Annotated in this window: 15 protein-coding genes; 5 read left to right on the top strand and 10 right to left on the bottom strand. The window is 42.3% G+C overall.

The annotated features are described in order from the left end of the window. Positions 1-248: 248 nt before the first annotated feature. From HGD77_RS12215 to acnD, 3 genes are all read right to left on the bottom strand, one after another. Positions 249-392, bottom strand: a complete 144-nt coding sequence (locus HGD77_RS12215; RefSeq protein WP_004645925.1) for a zinc ribbon-containing protein — start codon at positions 390-392, stop codon at positions 249-251. A gap of 181 nt (positions 393-573) precedes the next feature. Further along, a protein-coding gene (locus tag HGD77_RS12220; RefSeq protein ID WP_370981754.1) for an IS5 family transposase occupies positions 574-1,325 on the bottom strand; the annotation gives its coding sequence in 2 pieces (ribosomal slippage) (positions 574-1,091 and positions 1,091-1,325; 753 coding nt in all). 411 nt (positions 1,326-1,736) lie between these two features. Continuing rightward, the gene (gene acnD, locus HGD77_RS12225) at positions 1,737-4,355 is read right to left on the bottom strand and encodes a Fe/S-dependent 2-methylisocitrate dehydratase AcnD (RefSeq protein WP_168730858.1); all 2,619 of its coding nucleotides are present in this window, start codon (positions 4,353-4,355) and stop codon (positions 1,737-1,739) included. Between the two features lie 514 nt (positions 4,356-4,869). Here acnD and HGD77_RS12230 point away from each other — a divergent pair. Further along, on the top strand, positions 4,870-7,002 hold the full coding sequence (locus HGD77_RS12230) for a multicopper oxidase family protein (protein ID WP_121980019.1): 2,133 nt from the start codon (positions 4,870-4,872) through the stop codon (positions 7,000-7,002). Between the two features lie 114 nt (positions 7,003-7,116). After that, positions 7,117-7,842, top strand: coding sequence for a YgfZ/GcvT domain-containing protein (locus tag HGD77_RS12235; protein WP_005266014.1), 726 nt, complete (start codon positions 7,117-7,119; stop codon positions 7,840-7,842). Positions 7,843-7,893: 51 nt separating this feature from the next. On the opposite strand, the gene HGD77_RS12240 is transcribed toward HGD77_RS12235, so the two are convergent. Next, positions 7,894-8,139: a hypothetical protein gene (locus HGD77_RS12240; protein WP_004645929.1), complete on the bottom strand. Its 246-nt coding sequence runs from the start codon at positions 8,137-8,139 to the stop codon at positions 7,894-7,896. A gap of 263 nt (positions 8,140-8,402) precedes the next feature. On the opposite strand from HGD77_RS12240, the gene HGD77_RS12245 reads away from it, so the two are divergent. Next, complete coding sequence (locus HGD77_RS12245) at positions 8,403-9,200, top strand: tetratricopeptide repeat protein (RefSeq protein ID WP_005266015.1); 798 nt, start codon at positions 8,403-8,405, stop codon at positions 9,198-9,200. A gap of 81 nt (positions 9,201-9,281) precedes the next feature. On the opposite strand, the gene HGD77_RS12250 is transcribed toward HGD77_RS12245, so the two are convergent. The 4 genes from HGD77_RS12250 to HGD77_RS12265 form a co-directional block, all read right to left on the bottom strand. Beyond that, the gene (locus tag HGD77_RS12250) at positions 9,282-10,208 is read right to left on the bottom strand and encodes an AEC family transporter (RefSeq protein ID WP_005266017.1); all 927 of its coding nucleotides are present in this window, start codon (positions 10,206-10,208) and stop codon (positions 9,282-9,284) included. 60 nt (positions 10,209-10,268) lie between these two features. Continuing rightward, complete coding sequence (locus HGD77_RS12255; protein WP_005106149.1) at positions 10,269-11,378, bottom strand: NADH:flavin oxidoreductase/NADH oxidase; 1,110 nt, start codon at positions 11,376-11,378, stop codon at positions 10,269-10,271. 92 nt (positions 11,379-11,470) lie between these two features. After that, the gene (locus HGD77_RS12260) at positions 11,471-12,733 is read right to left on the bottom strand and encodes a carbohydrate porin (RefSeq protein WP_148334941.1); all 1,263 of its coding nucleotides are present in this window, start codon (positions 12,731-12,733) and stop codon (positions 11,471-11,473) included. A gap of 208 nt (positions 12,734-12,941) precedes the next feature. Beyond that, on the bottom strand, positions 12,942-13,970 hold the full coding sequence (locus HGD77_RS12265; protein WP_168730846.1) for a transposase: 1,029 nt from the start codon (positions 13,968-13,970) through the stop codon (positions 12,942-12,944). Between the two features lie 267 nt (positions 13,971-14,237). On the opposite strand from HGD77_RS12265, the gene mutM reads away from it, so the two are divergent. Together mutM and HGD77_RS12275 are read left to right on the top strand one after the other, a co-directional pair. Further along, positions 14,238-15,098 carry a bifunctional DNA-formamidopyrimidine glycosylase/DNA-(apurinic or apyrimidinic site) lyase gene (gene mutM / locus HGD77_RS12270; RefSeq protein WP_005266019.1) on the top strand — a complete coding sequence of 287 codons (861 nt, stop codon included), beginning with the start codon at positions 14,238-14,240 and terminating at the stop codon, positions 15,096-15,098. Next, positions 15,095-15,379, top strand: coding sequence for a peptidylprolyl isomerase (locus HGD77_RS12275; RefSeq protein ID WP_005266020.1), 285 nt, complete (start codon positions 15,095-15,097; stop codon positions 15,377-15,379). The genes mutM and HGD77_RS12275 overlap by 4 nt, the downstream gene beginning before the upstream one ends. Positions 15,380-15,461: 82 nt before the next feature. On the opposite strand, the gene mscL is transcribed toward HGD77_RS12275, so the two are convergent. Together mscL and typA are read right to left on the bottom strand one after the other, a co-directional pair. Then, positions 15,462-15,902 carry a large conductance mechanosensitive channel protein MscL gene (gene mscL / locus HGD77_RS12280; protein WP_004281717.1) on the bottom strand — a complete coding sequence of 147 codons (441 nt, stop codon included), beginning with the start codon at positions 15,900-15,902 and terminating at the stop codon, positions 15,462-15,464. A 176-nt stretch (positions 15,903-16,078) separates the two neighbouring features. Further along, on the bottom strand, positions 16,079-17,917 hold the full coding sequence (typA, locus tag HGD77_RS12285) for a translational GTPase TypA (protein ID WP_004281716.1): 1,839 nt from the start codon (positions 17,915-17,917) through the stop codon (positions 16,079-16,081). Positions 17,918-17,938 lie beyond the last annotated feature (21 nt).

The following is a 17,938-nucleotide window of genomic DNA, read 5'->3' on the forward strand; positions in this document are numbered from 1 at the left end:
CCTTAATTCTAAGTGGTTAGCTAATTTTTAAAGCAGACAACCTATACCTTTTATAACAATAGTTCAAATAATTTTTTGAATTTATTATAATTTTTTACTTTAAACCAAGATTCTCCTCCCGATATAAAACTGTTTTCTCATAATAATTTTTTATTTCTATGTATGAGATTTGGATACCACAGCAAAAAGCCCTATCGAGTAATAGGGCTTTCGTTCAAAACAGAGGGTAACTGTTTGAGTTGTTTTGCTTAGGCATTCTTATTGTTAAATTGATTGCCTTGGCATTTGGTACACGGTGGTAAACGATCAGTACCAATTTCTAAGTAGGTGCGGTGTCCGCATTGAACACAAAAATAGAAGCCTGTTCCGGGTTTTTCGCCAGCAGTAACCATCTTTGTTCTCCATGGTTTTAGAAATGGTCTATCTAGTATAACCCTCTAGTGATGAATGTCTATTGTCCATTTTTGTAAATGATGATGGCATTTGGGCAAAGTAGTATTTCTAATTATTATTCAATAACTCATTAATTAAGTGATAATTTATTATTTTTTTCAAGTTAACTAGGGTGTGTCCTCATTTGGCTTTGCACCAAATAAATATACAGGCTATACGAATCATAGATTTATAATTGCGTGCCAGTTTATCAAATCGAGTTGCAATAGCACGGAAATGTTTTAATCTCGCAAAAGCATTTTCAACTAAATGTCTTAATTTATATAGATATTTATCAAATTCCTTATTCGATCTCTTACTGTTTGATCTCAATGGAATAATGGGAATCATATTCTTGTTCTTGGCATATATTCTAATGTGCTCAGCATCATACCCCTTATCAGCAATGAGATAAGTTGCCTCGTCTACCGTATCAATCAGTTGTTTTGCAACTTGACTGTCGTGGACGTCACCCCCAGTGATTTTAAAATCAATCGGTAATCCATTCGCGTCGGTTGCAAGATGTATTTTTGTTGTTCGTCCACCACGTGATTGTCCAATTGCTCTTTCGAAACCATGCCGAGCTCCACTTGCATGTTGATGCACGCGTATGTAACTTCCGTCAATGAATACCCATTCTTGATCCAAGACGCCTCGTAATCTAAAAAAAATTTATCCCACAATCCCTTGCTTGCCCAACGATTAAAGCGATTGTAAGCAGTTTGCCAAGGACAAAATTCTTGGGGAATATCACGCCATGTGGCGCCTGTACGCAGTTTCCATAAGATCGCTTCCATGATATTTCTACTATTCTTTGAACAGTAACAACCGTGTAATCGCATAGTATCTTGAATTTGCTGCCAGATATCATCGGTGAGAAGAGTACGTGCCATTGAAAAAATATAGAAATCAAAAGAGCTTAAAGGAGGATTTTAAGTATTTAAAACCAATTTTTCAAATGAGGACACGCCTTAGTTTAATAACATTGAGATAAGTGATGCATAAGGTCAAGTATAGCGCAGTGCGTTAATACAAAATTATCGCCATAGCCATATGAAATTTTATATTCCCTTAAAGTTATAGACGTCTTTAATCATTGAGGAAGCTCAATTGCTTAAGTTTAAAAAGAAAAGTACCTGTTTGTATTTTCTTGATAAAGACATTAATGCTCTAAATAAAAACCCCACTTCACAGTAGGGTCTTTTTTAAACAATATCAACAACTTTAATCCACTCCAACCCTCCTTAAAAAAGTAGGGAGTTCCCCTCTTTTTCAAAGAGGGGCTAGGGGTGATTAAAAAAAGATTAAGCCACATTCCCTTCCAAGAAATCCTGTGCAAAGCGCTGTAATACCCCACCCGCTTCATACACATGTACTTCTTCTTCAGTGTCTAAACGGCAAGTGACTGGCACTTCAATAATCTGGTTCTTACCATCATCGGTTGAACGCTCAACCACCAAAGTCAACGTCGAACGTGGCGCAATATTACCAATCACGCTATACAGCTCTGTACCATCAAGACCTAAAGTCTTACGATCTGTACCCGGCTTAAACTCAAGCGGCAATACCCCCATACCGACCAGGTTGGTACGGTGAATACGCTCAAAACCTTCTGCTACAATCGCTTCTACACCCGCCAGACGTACACCTTTTGCTGCCCAGTCACGACTCGAACCCTGACCATAATCCTTACCGGCAATAATAATCAACGGTTGTTTACGGTTCATGTAGATCTCAATCGCTTCCCACATCCGCATCACTTCACCTTCAGGTTCCACACGTGCTTTCGAACCCTGTTTGATGGTGCCATCAGAACGTACCACCATTTCATTAAACAGTTTCGGATTGGCAAATGTTGCACGTTGCGTAGTCAAGTGATCACCGCGATGCGTTGCATAGGAGTTAAAGTCTTCCTCAGGCACGCCCATTTTTTTCAGGTATTCACCTGAAGCACTGTCTAAAACAATAGCATTCGATGGTGACAAATGATCGGTGGTGATGTTATCGCCCAAGATCGCAAGCGGACGCATATTTGACAAGGTACGCGGTGCAGCCAAAGCCCCTTCCCAATACGGCGGACGGCGAATATACGTACTTTGCGGACGCCAGTCATACAGCGGACTTGTTGCCTTTTCATTCACACCCAAGTCGAACATTGGAATGTAGATTTTTTTGAATTGTTCTGGTTTTACAGCAACTTTTACCAGCGCATCAATTTCTTCATCCGATGGCCAGATATCTTTTAGATAAATCGGGTTGCCATCTTTATCATTTCCTAAAGCATCTTTTTCGATGTCAAAACGAATCGTACCGGCAATCGCATAAGCCACCACTAAAGGCGGTGAAGCCAAGAATGCCTGCTTCGCATATGGATGAATACGTCCATCGAAGTTACGGTTGCCCGAAAGCACCGCTGTTGCATACAGGTCACGGTCGATGATTTCTTGCTGAATCTTTGGATCAAGCGCACCCGACATGCCGTTACAAGTCGTGCATGCATAGGCCACGATACCAAAGCCCAGTTTTTCTAAATCTTTAAGTACACCTGCTTCTTCCAAATACAAAGCAGCCGCTTTAGAACCCGGTGCAAAAGAAGATTTTACCCAAGGCTTACGCATCAAGCCCAGTTCATTGGCTTTACGTGCCAGCAAACCTGCTGCCACGGTATTACGTGGGTTAGATGTATTGGTACAAGAGGTAATCGCCGCGATAATCACCGCGCCATCTGGCATCAAGCCTTCCGCTTCTTGTGCACGAGCTGCTTCTAAATTACCGGCAATGCCTTTTTCTTTCAGGTCAGCCGTAGATACACGTGCATGCGGATTTGATGGCCCTGCAATATTACGTGTCACAGTCGATAGATCGAAACGCAATACACGTGGATATTCCGCTTGGGTCATATTCGATGCCCAAAGACCAATCTCTTTGGCATAAGTTTCTACCAGTTTGACTTGCTCAGGCTCACGGCCGGTCAAGGTCAGATAATCAATCGTGTTCTGATCGATATAGAACATCGCAGCCGTTGCGCCATATTCCGGGGTCATGTTGGAAATCGTGGCACGATCACCGACTGACATGCTGTCAGCACCTTCACCAAAGAATTCTAAATATGCGCCAACCACACGTTCTTTACGCAGGAATTCGGTTAGTGCCAAGACGATATCCGTTGCGGTAATGCCCGGCTTACGCTGACCGACCAATTCCACACCGATAATATCTGGCAGACGCATCCACGATGCACGGCCCAACATCACGTTTTCGGCTTCCAAGCCGCCAACACCAATCGAGATCACGCCCAATGCATCTGTATGAGGTGTATGCGAATCTGTACCAACACAGGTATCCGGGAATGCCAGACCATCACGGTTCTGAATCACCGGAGACATTTTCTCCAAGTTGATCTGGTGCATGATGCCGTTGCCCGCAGGAATCACATCAACATTTTCAAACGCGGTTTTGGTCCATTCAATAAAATGAAAACGGTCTTCATTACGACGGTCTTCAATGGCACGGTTTTTCTCAAAGGCATCCGGATCAAAACCACCAAACTCAACTGCCAGTGAATGATCGACAATCAGTTGGGTTGGTACTACCGGATTGACTTTAGACGGGTCACCGCCCTGATCTGCAATCGCATCACGTAAACCGGCAAGGTCCACCAGTGCCGTTTGTCCCAAGATGTCATGACACACTACACGTGCCGGATACCAGGGAAAATCATGTTCCTGTTTACACTCAATCAGCTGACGTAAAGACTGTTCCAGAATGGCAGGATCACAACGACGCACCAACTGCTCTGCCAGGACTTTAGAAGTATAAGGAAGTTTGGCATATGCGCCTGGCTGAATATCTTCTACGGCCTGTCGCACGTCATAATATTCCAGCTGGGTGGATTGCAGCGGTTTACGGTAGTTGTTGTTCATAAGCTTGCCTGCCCTCGTTTATCTCTATTTTTATTCATCAATAGATATCGATGAGTTACTTTTGTAATAGCAGCATTGTACGCTGCACAAATAGCATTTCCCAAATTTTATATTTTTCAAACACTTAATTATAAAAAATGGTATTTTCGCAAAAATTTGTTACATAGACTTTAGAATTTTTGCTTTAAAGCGGTCTTTTGCTAAAAAAATCTGAATAATTCGCCTTATTCTTTAGTCTTATGTTGCAAAATATTTCTCTATCTTTTTATTTGAATATTAATCTAAACCACTAATATCATTAATAAATAATTAATTTTATGTGCATTTTTTTAAAGATGAAAAAATATAGTCTGATTGGTTTTCATAGGCCTGTCCTGTCGCCGCATTTAGCAAAATTTCAATCCCCTAATTTGGGATAGCAGATTTTCCAAAACTATCAGAAGCTCAGTGTGACGCATGTCACATTATTCGCAATCCTCACATTAAAACAATAACCATAACAGGCAGAACTGAAATGTTGAAAATCGCAATATTCGGAGCTATAGCCGCCATTTTGACGCTCTTAGCTCGCGGTTGGGATGGAACAAAAAATCCATCGCCGCCATCCAATCCCTCTAACCCGTCCCACCCCTCTCATCCCTCATACCCCACACCTCCACCCAAACCCTCACATCCCGTTCCGACCACATCAGACAGCTTGATTAGCAATCCACCCCTGTTACCAAAAAGTGCCAAAGGCAAATATGAGCTGATCGTGGCCTATAAAACCAGCAAACTCTATAACCCCAGAAATGGCTTATGGGATCAGGTGCTGCTGAGAGGCTATCTAACCAAACCCAGTTTATTTGATAAGAAAAAAACTGGTGAATATGTTGAGGATCAATTGGTCGGACCACAGATTCGGGTCAAACAGGGTGAAACCATGGCGGTTAACCTGAATAACCAGCTGCCACCCGAGTCAGAAGCAACTTGTTCAACTCATGTTGAGAATGTCAATGAACCTCACTGCTTTAATACCACCAACCTGCATACCCATGGCTTCTGGGTCAGTCCTCAAGGCAATAGTGATAATGTTTTCCTGAAATTCAAACCTCAGGAAAAATTTGATTATCAGTTCAAAATGGAACCGAATCATCCCGCGGGGACTTACTGGTATCATGCCCATCTGCATGGCTCAACTGCTCTTCAGGTGTCGAATGGCATGGCAGGCCCATTAATTGTTGAAGGCTCAAGAACACCAAAAGTCAAAAATGGCAAAGTCACCTCAACTGGAGATATGGATATTCTCTGGAAAGAAAAAAACAGTTACCCGAACGAAAACATCCTGTTGTTCCAGCAAATCCAATATCGCTGTAGTAATCCCGATCCTAATATCACATTCGCTGTTCCCAATAACTGTGAAGGTGTAGGTATAGGCATGCTGGAAAATTATAATGACCTCGCTGCATTTGCCTCCTGGGGCGACAATAACTACTACACCTCTATCAATGGTAAAATTTTAGGTGAGATCAAAGCAGAACAGAATCAGTTTAACCGCTGGCGCATGATTCATGGTGGTGTACGCGATACCATTGGTTTAATCATTAAGGAAATTCCTAACTCCAGTAAATTTACTGCAGAACAAACCATTAAAGCCTGTACAGTCTATCAGGAGGTAGACAAGAAAGCTGAATTTGAGAAACTGAATAGCCTGAATGTGCATACTATCGCGCAAGATGGCTTGACCATGAATCATGTACAGACCAGAATCCTGTCCGTGTTCCATCCAGGCTATCGTCATGATGCAATGGTCGCCTTTCCGACCACCAATAGATACTGCCTTTTTGACACCAAATTGAATATCGATGATGAAATTAACGCGCCATTACCGAATGTAGGTCCTCAAATTGCTCCAAATCATCGCTTCAATGCCCAACTGCTGGGATGGGTTAATGTAAAAGCAGCCAAAACCAAGGCTCAGACTGCTGCACAGTTCCTGAAAGATCGGGCACAAAAAATTGGTTTAAGCGAAGACCTCCAGAGCCAGTTATCTCAGCTTAATCTTTCTGCGTTTAGTGATCATCCATCACTGATGACGCCGGAAATTGATAAAGTAGTTGCTGCCCAACCAAAACAATATAGTGCTTTTTCGCTCGGCCCCGACCCTAGAACTGGCATATTCAAATTTGGCTTCCGACATAAAAAAGATGGAGATACACTGAGTTTCGGAGATTTCTTTGATGGAGATAGTTCAGTAGATGGCGAATATGTCCGTCAGTTACAAGTTGGACAGACTGATGAATGGGAACTGACCAGCGCTGGTTTTGGTGGTCATCCGTTCCATATTCATGTTAACCCGTTCCAGATTGTTAAAATTTTGAATCCTCAAGGTAAGGATGTCAGTGAGGCAGTAGCCCCAGAAGATCCGGTGAATCCAGTTCTGGATGATGTGCAATACCGTGGCATGAAAGGACAGTTTAAGGACACGCTTTTTGTAAAACAAAACTATACCTATATTGTGCGCAGCCATTACAAGAAATTTGAAGGTGACTTCGTACAGCACTGCCATATCCTCGACCATGAAGATCAGGGCATGATGGAAACCGTACGGGTCTGTGGAGGCAAATTCCCTTGTGATTCGCCATTACCGGCTAGCCATCACCACTAAAGATCTGCTCGCTAAAAGCCAATGATTTCGATTGTTGGCTTTTTTGTTTGCCTCTATTTGATGCTTGCTGCACAATAACTGCATTGATTTATAGTATTCAAACCGGGGCTTATTATGGCAGCGTCTCCTGCTTTTACATTGTTTAGTCTGAATGGTGTAGATGCACAAAAATTCCTTCAAGGTCAGGTGACTTTGAATACTGAAACTTTGGCGGAAAACCAGACACGCTATACTGCAATCTGTAGTCTGAAAGGACGCATCCAATTTGGCTTATGGCTTAAAAAAATCAGTCCGGAAAGCTTTGAAATCGTGAGCATTGCAGATCAGGCTACGGAACTGGCCAATCATATTAAAAAATTTGGCGCCTTTTCAAAAATGAAACTGGAACTGGTCGGTCCGGTTTATCCAGTCATTAATGGCATTCATACTGACTTCGTTACGACTGAAACCGATGCCACCCTTTGGGAGCAGCAAGCCATTGAATCAGGTCAGGCCTGGATCCAGGCGGCTACCGCCAATCTGTTTCAACCTCAGGAATTGCGTTTGCATCAACGCGAAGGCATTCACTATGACAAAGGCTGCTATCTGGGTCAGGAAGTGATTGCGCGCTTATGGTTTAAAGCCAAGCCAAAACACTGGTTACATCTGGTTCAAGGTACAGGTGCCACACCTGCTGTGGCGACAAAACTAAATAATGATGTAGAAGTCGTCAATAGCATCGCGATTGAAAATGGTTATAAAGCGCTAGTCGTGGCAAAACCTGAAGCATTGAACGAGCTAGGTCTCGAAGTTCTGGAGCTTCCCGAAGCTTTGAGCGGTGATGTAGCGCGTCCGCAATAATCACTGCATAACTCATAAAAAAGCCAAGATAAAATTCTTGGCTTTTTTATTTTAGAAGCCATGAAACAGCTTGTTCATGTCTTTTACCACATAATCTTTAAAATGATAGGCCCGCGCATGTTTGGCATCAAACTTTGCCGTGAGTTCACCTTTTTGAAAGACATATACTCGGTCTTCCTGACTCATCAAAAACTCTGCACCAAGTTTCATCAGCAGCGCATCAATCTTGTCTTCATCGGCAATCGATTCATCAGCATTGATTCTGTCATAGTGACGTTTAATGGTTTTGACAAACATGGTTAAATCCTGGGAGTCTGATTCAAGCCGAGATTTAATCAGAGAAGTCGGCTGAAGCAAAGTAATCCTTTTGATATCTGCAGGATTGATCAGAAACCTGTCCAAATCATGCATCGATTTAATCGGTATATTGCGCTTCGATGATTTGTATTTAGTGACAAATTGTATATTTACAAAGCACAAAATCCTTTTATGATGTAAGTGAAAATGATTAAAATCGCACCAAGGAATAAGGTGCCAGCAATAATAAGGTTATAGGAACCATGAAAAAATTAGTACTCGCTACAGTTCTTGCCCTTTCTGCACAATTCGCTCTGGCAAATACCGTAAAAGATCAAGTCGATCCCCAATTCCAAAAAGTTGAGGCCATGGTCAAAGCCAATAATTTTAAAGGTGCCTATGACGCTTTAAATCAATTGGCCAGTCAAGGAAATGCCCAAGCTTTATATAACTTAGGCTATTTAACCCAAACCGGCCAAGGTACAACCAAAGACGAGAAAAAAGCCATTCAGCTCTATGAGCAGTCTGCCAGCAAAGGCTATCCGGTGGCCAATTATGTATTGGGTAAAAATTATGCAGCCGGCACACTCGGACTCAAACAGGATTTGACCAAAGCCAAACAGCATCTGGAACGCGCTTCGGCAGCCAAGTTTGATGATGCCAGCATTGATCTGGCCATACTGCTGTTTTCTGAAAATACAGCAGCATCGAATAAAGCCGGACTGCAAAAGCTGCAACCGTTGATCAGCAAAGGTAATATGCAGGCCATTCATGCCAAAGCCTTATATGACATCAGCAGCGGTTTCAAAAACAAAGATGAAAAACCGATTCAGCAAGGCCTAAGCAGCATTCAGGAACTGGCAAAAAAAGGCTATATTCCGGCGCTGATGGCAGTAGGTAATATGTTTGCCAATGGCAGTATTGTTCCGCAAAATCTGCCAGAAGCGAAGAAAATCTTTGCTGCATTGGCGCAGCAAAATGTTCCGCAGGCCAAAGAGTCTTTGGCAGCAGTAGACAAAATGCTGGCTGAGCAGAAAAAAGCACCTGCGAAGAAAAGTTAAGTGAACCGATAAAACTCAAACATTAAAAAGCCCCATGCAATTTGGGGCTTTTTAATAGCAGAGCATTCATCTGCTAAAAAATTATCCCCACCACAAGGCAATTAAGCCACTGGTCACGATAAAACCGACAATGGTACTCATCAACAATGGCGTTAAAGTTCGATCATTCAGACCATACGCCTGTCCCAACATGCCAAAAATCGTCGGCATCGGCAAAGCTGCAATGAGCGTACCGGCATGGACCATTTCCTGACTTAAATCAGTTAACTGGCTCAGTCCCAGATACATCAACAGCGGCATCATGATATTGCTGGAAAATACCAGATAGAAACTTTGCAGATTGACATATTTCAGGCTCATTCCCACGATCCCGCCGCCAATGGCAAACAAGGCCAATGGTGAGGCTGTCTGACCAATCAAGGCAAAGACCTGATCGAGATAGACTGGAATTTTAATCTGGAAAACTGCACAGACCATGCCCAGCATCACTCCCATAAATAAGGGATTCTTTAGCAAGGTCAGTAGCACACTTTTTAAAATGGCGCCGAGATTTGCCTGATGTTGTGTGCCCAACGCCGCCATGACCAGCACCAGTGGAATCAGCAACACGCTTTCAATAATGACCACTAGAGAGGTATAAGTCATCGCCTGTTGCCCAATCAATAAGCTAAGCACAGCTGTACCAATCAGGCCGGTATTCGACATTGCAGCGCCCAGCGACAGCACTGCACTTTGCGAATGCGTATTCTGAAAATGACGGCGCATGATCCAGAAACCGCTACCATAGAGCAGCAAGGTCACGCTGCTATACACGGCAAAGTATTCAAAATACCAGATTTCATGCAGGTCTTTGGAGGCAAGGGACTGAAAGAACAGCAACGGCAAGGCTACTTTAATCACAAAAGCACCGACCGTCCCCACCTGCTCCTTGCTTAACACTTGACTCTTTACAGTCAGATAACCCAGTGCCAATAATAAAAATATGGGCACAATGACCGCAAAAATCATAATGCAGTATCCTCTTGCCAGTGATATTCCATTATAAGAATTTCTGAGACTAAAGCAGTGTTAAAAAGGCTCAAATAGGTGATTCAAACCATGCGGTGCGCAGCGCAGATATTGCGGTGAAATCTTGATTTTTTCCTCAAGTGCTGCCGCTGCATGCCAAGGCCAATGGGGATCATAAAGAATGGCACGAGCCAGTGCGATGGCATCCGCTTGGCCCTTTTGTAAAATATCTTCTGCCTGCTTAGGTTCAGTAATCAAACCGACGGCAATCACGGGAATATTCACGACTTTCTTGATCGCATCTGCAAAAGGCACCTGATAATTCGGTTTCACCTCAATGTTCTGTTTGGCATGTAAGCCGGCACTGGAAATATGAATATAGGCAGCACCCGCAGCTTCCAGTGCTTTGGACAACTCAATTGAAGAATCAATAGTCCAGCTATCTGGCTGATCCATCCAGTCGCTGGCTGAAATACGCACTCCAATTGGATAACCTTCTGGAACCGCCGCTTTCATGGCTTGTAATACTTCCAGAGTCAGGCGAATCCGGTTTTCCAGTGAACCGCCATACTGATCATCACGTTTATTTGAAAGTGGTGACATGAACTGATGCAGTAAATAACCATGCGCTGCATGCAGCTCAATCAGGTCAAAACCGGCATCAACTGCACGTTTGGCACTTTCTGCAAAGTCAGCAATGACCTGCTCAATTTCCGACTGGCTTAAGGCTTTGGGTGGATGTTCATCGGCCTGAAAAGGAATATCACTGGCAGAAACAGTTTGCCAGCCATGTGCTTCATCCGGCTTAAACTGACCTTTACCTGCCCATGGTTTATCTGTTGAAGCTTTACGCCCTGCATGTGCGAGTTGAATCGCAAAAGGCATCGGGGAAATGGATTTGACTTTTTCCAGTAAGGTCTTGATCTGCTTTGCCTGTTCGTTATTCCACAAGCCCAGATCGGCATAACTGATCCGGCCTTCTGGCTGTACCGCAGTCGCTTCGACAATACATAAACCTGCACCCGATAAGGCATAGTTGGCCCATTGCTGCTCGTGCCAATAGGTAATTTCCCCCTGCTCTGTTGCAGAGTACTGACACATCGGCGCAATTACGATTTTATTTTGAAGTTGCAGTGATCCAAATTGAATAGGTTGAAATAGTAATGCCACGCTGTATTTCCTCTTTTTATTGCACAGTTTCACTCTAGAAATAAAAACAGGCTCCCAAGAGCCTGTTTAGTTATAACGTGAACGATCAAACTTTAGAAGATGATTCGTGTAGTCAAACCGAGTACCAGTGCATCATCCACATTGTTGCTTGAACCTGGATTAATGACATATTGCAGGTTTGGACGCAGCATTAGCCACTTTGTTGCGTTATAGCTATAGTTCAGTTCAATATTGTATTCTGCACTCGCATCAAAATTCAGATTCTTGATCCGGTCATTAATATGTACACGATTGACCGCCAGACCTAAAATATCATTCGGCTGGCTGTCCGCAAGACCGATATATTTCACACCGATTTGTTGTGAATTATCCACTTTATTGGTATCGCGGTCATGCCAAGTAAAGTTGGCAAATGAATGCAAACCCTGACGGCCCTGACCTGTAGACGTTAACTGTTGCTCTACAGCTAACCAACCAGCAAAGGTACGGTTTTTGGCATCAGTAGGATTGGCAATATCTTTTTGGTTGGCAACATCATCGGCAGTATTGTACATCCCGCCGACACGGTAGCTGCCTGGCAGGCCATTCACCCATGATTTCGGTGTCCAGATTACTTCTGCCGGAATTGTCACGCCATCTGCATGGTCGGTATCCAGACTCCAGCCCTGACCTTCTTTAGCGCCATTACCATTATCCGGATTAAACTCATACACACCGACTTGTACCGCAAGTTCAGGATTGAGTTGCTGCTTCACGCGCGCACCCCATTGTGCTACAGGCGTATTCATCCAGATATTGCCCTGCCATTTACCCATCTGAGCAGCACAAAATGCCGTACTGGCAAAATCACAAGCCATGACATTAAAGTCCATGCCCAGACCAAGACGACCCGCCTTAATACTGAGTCCTTGGTCTTTATAATTCTTTTCAATAGACAGCTCGCTCAGACGGCTATCCTGATTACCACGCCCAAAAGTGCCTTGTACATTGGCCAGCTGTGGTGCATTAAGATCCTGCAAGTCACGGACAGAGGTACTTTGACCCTGACGTGCAGTCATCGCGGCACGTACGGTGACGCCATTCCATCCTGCCAGCTTTTCCATATCCAGTTGAGTACCCAGCCATAATTGGGCAGAAGTTAATGGATCTGCGCCCTCATTACGACCACCATCAGCAAGATAGGCGGTATCGGTTAACAGATTGGCTTCAAATTTAATTCCCTGTTGGGCCAGTTCTGTACGTTGACCATTCCAGTCCCCCAGTAAATACTGACCTTGTGGATCAAATGCAGATTCCGCCTGAGCGGTTGTCATGGCAGCCATTAAAGGCAATAGAGCTAGACCTAAATATTTCATGTAAAACCTAAACATTCGGAGAGAAAAACAAGCAAGGTTTTTAAATTGCTATTAGGTGCATGAATTTACATAACTTTTCATACAAATTCCCAGCATTTTTTTATTACTCATTAAACTTTTAGTTATGTCTTAAACATAAAAATATAATTTTTATTTAAAAAATCTTAAATTATTTATATATTTTTCATTAGCTAGGACTTACGCACTATTATTTATAGATTCTCTGTGGTAGCAGATGATTTTTATCGAGAATAAAGTCATCAATGAAGTTTTTGATAACTGGTCTAAATAATTTCTTCTGCCAACGATATACATTTTCAAAGATCCGCTCAAACTGGTTCTTTTGTATCTCAACGTAGGCCATCAAGGCTGAAAAAATATGATTCAAAATCAGTTTAGATCGTCTTACTTGAAACTTTTCAATATGACAAACCTGTTTAATCACCCGGTGATATTGCTCTATTTTCCAATGACTTGAATGCAATTCATGAAAACCCTCAAAGGACAATAAATCATCTTCATCTTGATGCACAATATAAAACCTCTGCTGTTCTTTTAACTGAGTCTTAAATAATTGTACAAAGCCAAAATCTTTGAGCCAGACCACTTGACCCTGATGGAAATCTGGCAATAAACGCAGTTGAAACCATTGTCCTTTTTCTGGGGAAACCTTACGGTTACAGTCGATACCAAACATAAATCGAATACCATATTTTCTTATGGTTTTTAGATTTCCAGTCGATGAATACCAACTATCACCTGTAATAAATTGAATCTTTGCACCCCAACTGAGTACTTCACTTAACATATCCATAAAGTAATCATTCTTGGTTTTACTTTCAGATTTGTCATAAATTCGGAAATTAATTGGAATATTTTGACCATTTTGATCTGTCGCATACAAGGTAATGAGACTAATACCCTTGACGGATCGATGGTGTTTGCCTGACCAAAAATAGCTAACCAAGTCCATATGTTGACTATATGGTTTATCTAAAACAGTATCATCAATGCTGACTATAAGTTTATTATTATCAATATGTTGAATTGATTCTTGATATAGGTCGTGAGGTGTGTAGTCTTCACGCTCTAGAAAGCGATTTACACTATCATGCGAGATATTATAAGTCTCGGCAAGTTGTGTGCAGCTAATAGAGTTCGGTTCTGTCATGAGAAAGCCCATATAAATGGGTAATGTACAAGTTGCTGTAGAAGCATGTTTAATTCGTCTGATCACAGATACTTTATAAAGTATTTTAATACTTTTTTGAATCCGTCAATGCGTAAGTCCTATTAGCTTATAATGTATTGATAATTTCCATTCGATTTACTTCTAAGAAAATTCGCTATAAAAACATAGAAACCTAGTTTATTCTTTAAACAATTCCAGTTTAAATAAAGATGAAATACCCAGTCCTTTTCCAGCGATTTCACCCAGATTAACGCTTGCAATCCCAGCCAATTCACCCAATATTAGCTGCATCTCCCTCGCCACTGATGCGTTATGCCTGAATTACCAGAAGTTGAAACCACCAAAACCAGTTTATTACCCTTATTGGAACAACGCGTCCAACGTGTTGAAGTGCGTCAGTCAAGTTTGCGCTGGCCCATTCCAGAAAATATAGAAAAGCTGGTGGGGCAAAAATTACTGAAGCTCACTCGCCGTTCTAAATATATTCTGGCGGAGTTTGAACACGACACCATGCTCTGGCATTTAGGCATGTCGGGGAGTTTCCGTCTATGCGAGAGCAATGAAGAATTACGCAAACATGACCATCTAATCATTCAGTTTGAAGATATCGAACTGCGTTATCATGATCCTCGCCGTTTTGGCTGCATTCTTTGGCTGGATGCACAATCACAAAGCAAATTGATTGACACGTTGGGGCCAGAACCTTTAAGCGAGAACTTTAATGCCGAGTATTTATTTGAAAAATTGAAGAATAAAAATGTTGGCACCAAAGTTGCAATTATGGATAACCATGTGGTGGTGGGCGTAGGCAATATTTATGCGACCGAAAGTCTGTTTAATCTGGGGATTCATCCGGCACAACCGGCCTCGACTTTAAGCTTGATTCAGATCGAAAAGCTAGTATTGGAAATCAAGCGCATCTTGAAACAGGCGATTGATCTGGGTGGTTCAACCTTAAGAGACTACACCAATGCCATGGGAGAAAATGGCTATTTCCAGCAAACCTTGCTGGCTTATGGTCGTGCCGGTGAAATGTGTATGAACTGCGAGACCACGCTTGAAAATATCAAATTGGGACAACGCGCTTCAGTTTTTTGTCCTGAGTGCCAACCTTTGAAAAAGATCCAGCTCCCTGTCAAAAAAGTGGCAACTGTACGAGGGAAAAAGTCATGAAAACAGCCATTGTGCGTCATATTCTGGTCAAAGATAGAGAAACTGCTGAACAGCTTAAAAAGAAGATTTTAAGTGGCGCCGACTTCAATAAAATCGCCAAACAGTATTCAACCTGTAATTCTGCCAAACGTGGCGGTGAGCTAGGTGAAGTAAAGAAAGGTCAACTGGTTCCGGTCATTGATAAACTGGTTTTCACTGCAGCAGAACGTGTATTACATGGCCCGATCAAAAGCCAGTTTGGTTTTCATTTGGTCGAAATCAAGTTTCGGATGGATTTTTAATATTTATAAATCCCTCCCTACCTCCCTTTGTTAAAGGGAGAAGTTCCCCTTTTTATAAAGGGGATTTAGGGGATTAGAAAAATTAGACTTGAGGTGGACGCTTTTTCAATTCATCACGAATTTCACGCAGCAATTCAATATCGGCTGGGGTGGTCGGAGTTTCCTCGACTGGGCCTTCTTGTTTACGTAAACGGTTCATGAATTTAACCAACAAGAATACGACCCAGGCCAAGATTAAGAAATTAATTAAAATCGTTAAAAAGTTACCGTAAGTCAGTACATTCACACCCGCCTTAGTCAAGGCATCTAAAGATTGTAAATTGTCTGGGTTTCTTCCTAAGATAAAGAATTTTTGCGTAAAATCGACGCCACCACCGGTAATCACGGTAATTAAAGGCATAATAATGTCTTTCACCAATGAATCGATGATCTTGCTAAAAGCGCCACCGATGATGACACCAATCGCCAGATCCATCATGTTGCCTTTGATCGCAAACTCTTTAAATTCTTGAATAATGCTCATAACTGCTCCCATATTTTATTTTCAAGTTTTGGGTCAAATTATACCTGAATAAATACTTTTAATTTTGACTTAGTTTAATGCGTTTTAGTAAATTATGATTTAAGCATAACGTAAATATAAAAAACCGTAATCTTCGAAAAAATTACGGTTTTTGAAAACCCGAAATAATCTAGCGATTATTTACCTGAACGGTTACGTTTACGTTCGTTTTCAGTCAAGAAACGCTTACGGATACGGATTGACTTAGGTGTTACTTCTACTAGTTCATCATCTTCAATAAACTCAAGCGCTTGCTCAAGTGTATATTCAATCGCAGGAACCAGCGTTAACGCATCATCAGTACCAGAAGCACGTACGTTCGTTAACTGTTTTGCTTTAGTCGGGTTAACTGTCATGTCGTCTGAACGAGAGTTAATACCGATGATCATACCTTCATAAACTTCTAACTGTGGTTTCGCGAATAGACGACCACGGTCTTGAAGTGTGAACAGTGCATAGCCCAAGCAAGTACCTTGAACCATAGAAATCAATACACCGTTTTGACGTTTTGCAACAGTACCTTGCTTCATTGGACCGTAGTGCGAGAAGCTAGACGTCATGATCCCTGTACCAGAAGTCATGGTCAGGAATTCAGAACGGAAACCAATCAGACCGCGTGAAGGAACAGTGGCTTCAATACGGATACGGCCTTTACCGTCGACTTCCATATTGGTCATTTCGCCTTTACGGTGACCCATTTGTTCCATTACAGCGCCTTGATGCTGTTCTTCAACGTCAAAAGTAACGTTTTCGTATGGCTCTTGTTTTTCACCATCAATTTCTTTGATGATTACTTGTGGACGAGATACGCCCATTTCGAAGCCTTCGCGACGCATGTTTTCAATCAGAACTGAAAGGTGAAGCTCACCACGACCAGATACTTTGAAACGGTCTGGACTGTCAGTATCTTCAACACGTAATGCTACGTTGTGAATCAATTCGCGGTCTAGACGTTCACGGATATTACGTGAAGTTACGAACTTACCTTCTTTACCAGCAAACGGTGAGTTGTTTACCTGGAATGTCATCGATACTGTAGGTTCATCTACAGACAATGGCGGTAAAGCTTCAACATTTTTCGGATCACAGATGGTGTCAGAAATGTTAAGTGCATCGATACCCGTTACACAAACGATATCGCCTGCAGAAGCTTCTTCAACGTCAACGCGATCTAGACCATGATAACCCATGATTTTTAAGATACGGCCGTTACGTGTTTTGCCATCTTTATCGATTACAGTTACTTGTGTGTTTAATTTCACTGAACCGCGTTGGATACGACCAATACCGATAACGCCTACGAAGCTGTTATAGTCAAGTGAAGATACTTGCATTTGGAATGGACCGTCAACGTCAACCGCTGGTGGTTCAACGATGTCTACGATCGTTTGGAACAACGGAGTCATATCTTCAGCAAGTTCTTCTGGAGAAGGACCAGCAACACCACGAAGGCCTGAAGCATAAACAACTGGGAAGTCTAACTGTTCGTCAGAAGCACCTAAGTTATCGAACAAATCAAATACTTGGTCAATTACCCAGTCTGGACGCGCGCTTGGCTTGTCGACTTTGTTAATAATCACGATTGGTTTCAAACCACGTGCGAACGCTTTTTGCGTTACGAAACGAGTTTGTGGCATTGGGCCTTCTTGTGAGTCTACAAGAAGAAGTACGCAGTCAACCATCGACATTACACGTTCAACTTCACCACCGAAATCGGCGTGTCCCGGGGTGTCCACGATGTTAATGCGGTATTCAGTATTGGTACGTTCATCTAACCATTTGATTGCAGTGTTTTTTGCAAGAATGGTAATACCACGTTCGCTTTCAATAGCGCCAGAATCCATGACACGCTCGATCTCACCCGCGCGATCACCGAGAGCACCTGATTGTTGCAAAAGTTTGTCTACAAGAGTGGTTTTACCATGATCGACGTGCGCAATAATGGCGATGTTACGGAGAGTTTTAATATCTGACATGTAAATTCAATGCGTATGTAA

Source organism: Acinetobacter sp. NEB149, from assembly GCF_012516415.1.
Lineage (GTDB): Bacteria > Pseudomonadota > Gammaproteobacteria > Pseudomonadales > Moraxellaceae > Acinetobacter > Acinetobacter lwoffii_V.

Coding starts and splice junctions, on each gene's coding strand:
- HGD77_RS12215 (WP_004645925.1), bottom strand. CDS start 392: ATGGTTACTGCTGGCGAAAAACCCGGAACAGGCTTCTATTTTTGTGTT.
- acnD (WP_168730858.1), bottom strand. CDS start 4,355: ATGAACAACAACTACCGTAAACCGCTGCAATCCACCCAGCTGGAATAT.
- HGD77_RS12240 (WP_004645929.1), bottom strand. CDS start 8,139: ATGTTTGTCAAAACCATTAAACGTCACTATGACAGAATCAATGCTGAT.
- HGD77_RS12230 (WP_121980019.1), top strand. CDS start 4,870: ATGTTGAAAATCGCAATATTCGGAGCTATAGCCGCCATTTTGACGCTC.
- HGD77_RS12235 (WP_005266014.1), top strand. CDS start 7,117: ATGGCAGCGTCTCCTGCTTTTACATTGTTTAGTCTGAATGGTGTAGAT.
- HGD77_RS12275 (WP_005266020.1), top strand. CDS start 15,095: ATGAAAACAGCCATTGTGCGTCATATTCTGGTCAAAGATAGAGAAACT.
- mutM (WP_005266019.1), top strand. CDS start 14,238: ATGCCTGAATTACCAGAAGTTGAAACCACCAAAACCAGTTTATTACCC.
- typA (WP_004281716.1), bottom strand. CDS start 17,917: ATGTCAGATATTAAAACTCTCCGTAACATCGCCATTATTGCGCACGTC.
- HGD77_RS12260 (WP_148334941.1), bottom strand. CDS start 12,733: ATGAAATATTTAGGTCTAGCTCTATTGCCTTTAATGGCTGCCATGACA.
- HGD77_RS12245 (WP_005266015.1), top strand. CDS start 8,403: ATGAAAAAATTAGTACTCGCTACAGTTCTTGCCCTTTCTGCACAATTC.
- HGD77_RS12250 (WP_005266017.1), bottom strand. CDS start 10,208: ATGATTTTTGCGGTCATTGTGCCCATATTTTTATTATTGGCACTGGGT.
- mscL (WP_004281717.1), bottom strand. CDS start 15,902: ATGAGCATTATTCAAGAATTTAAAGAGTTTGCGATCAAAGGCAACATG.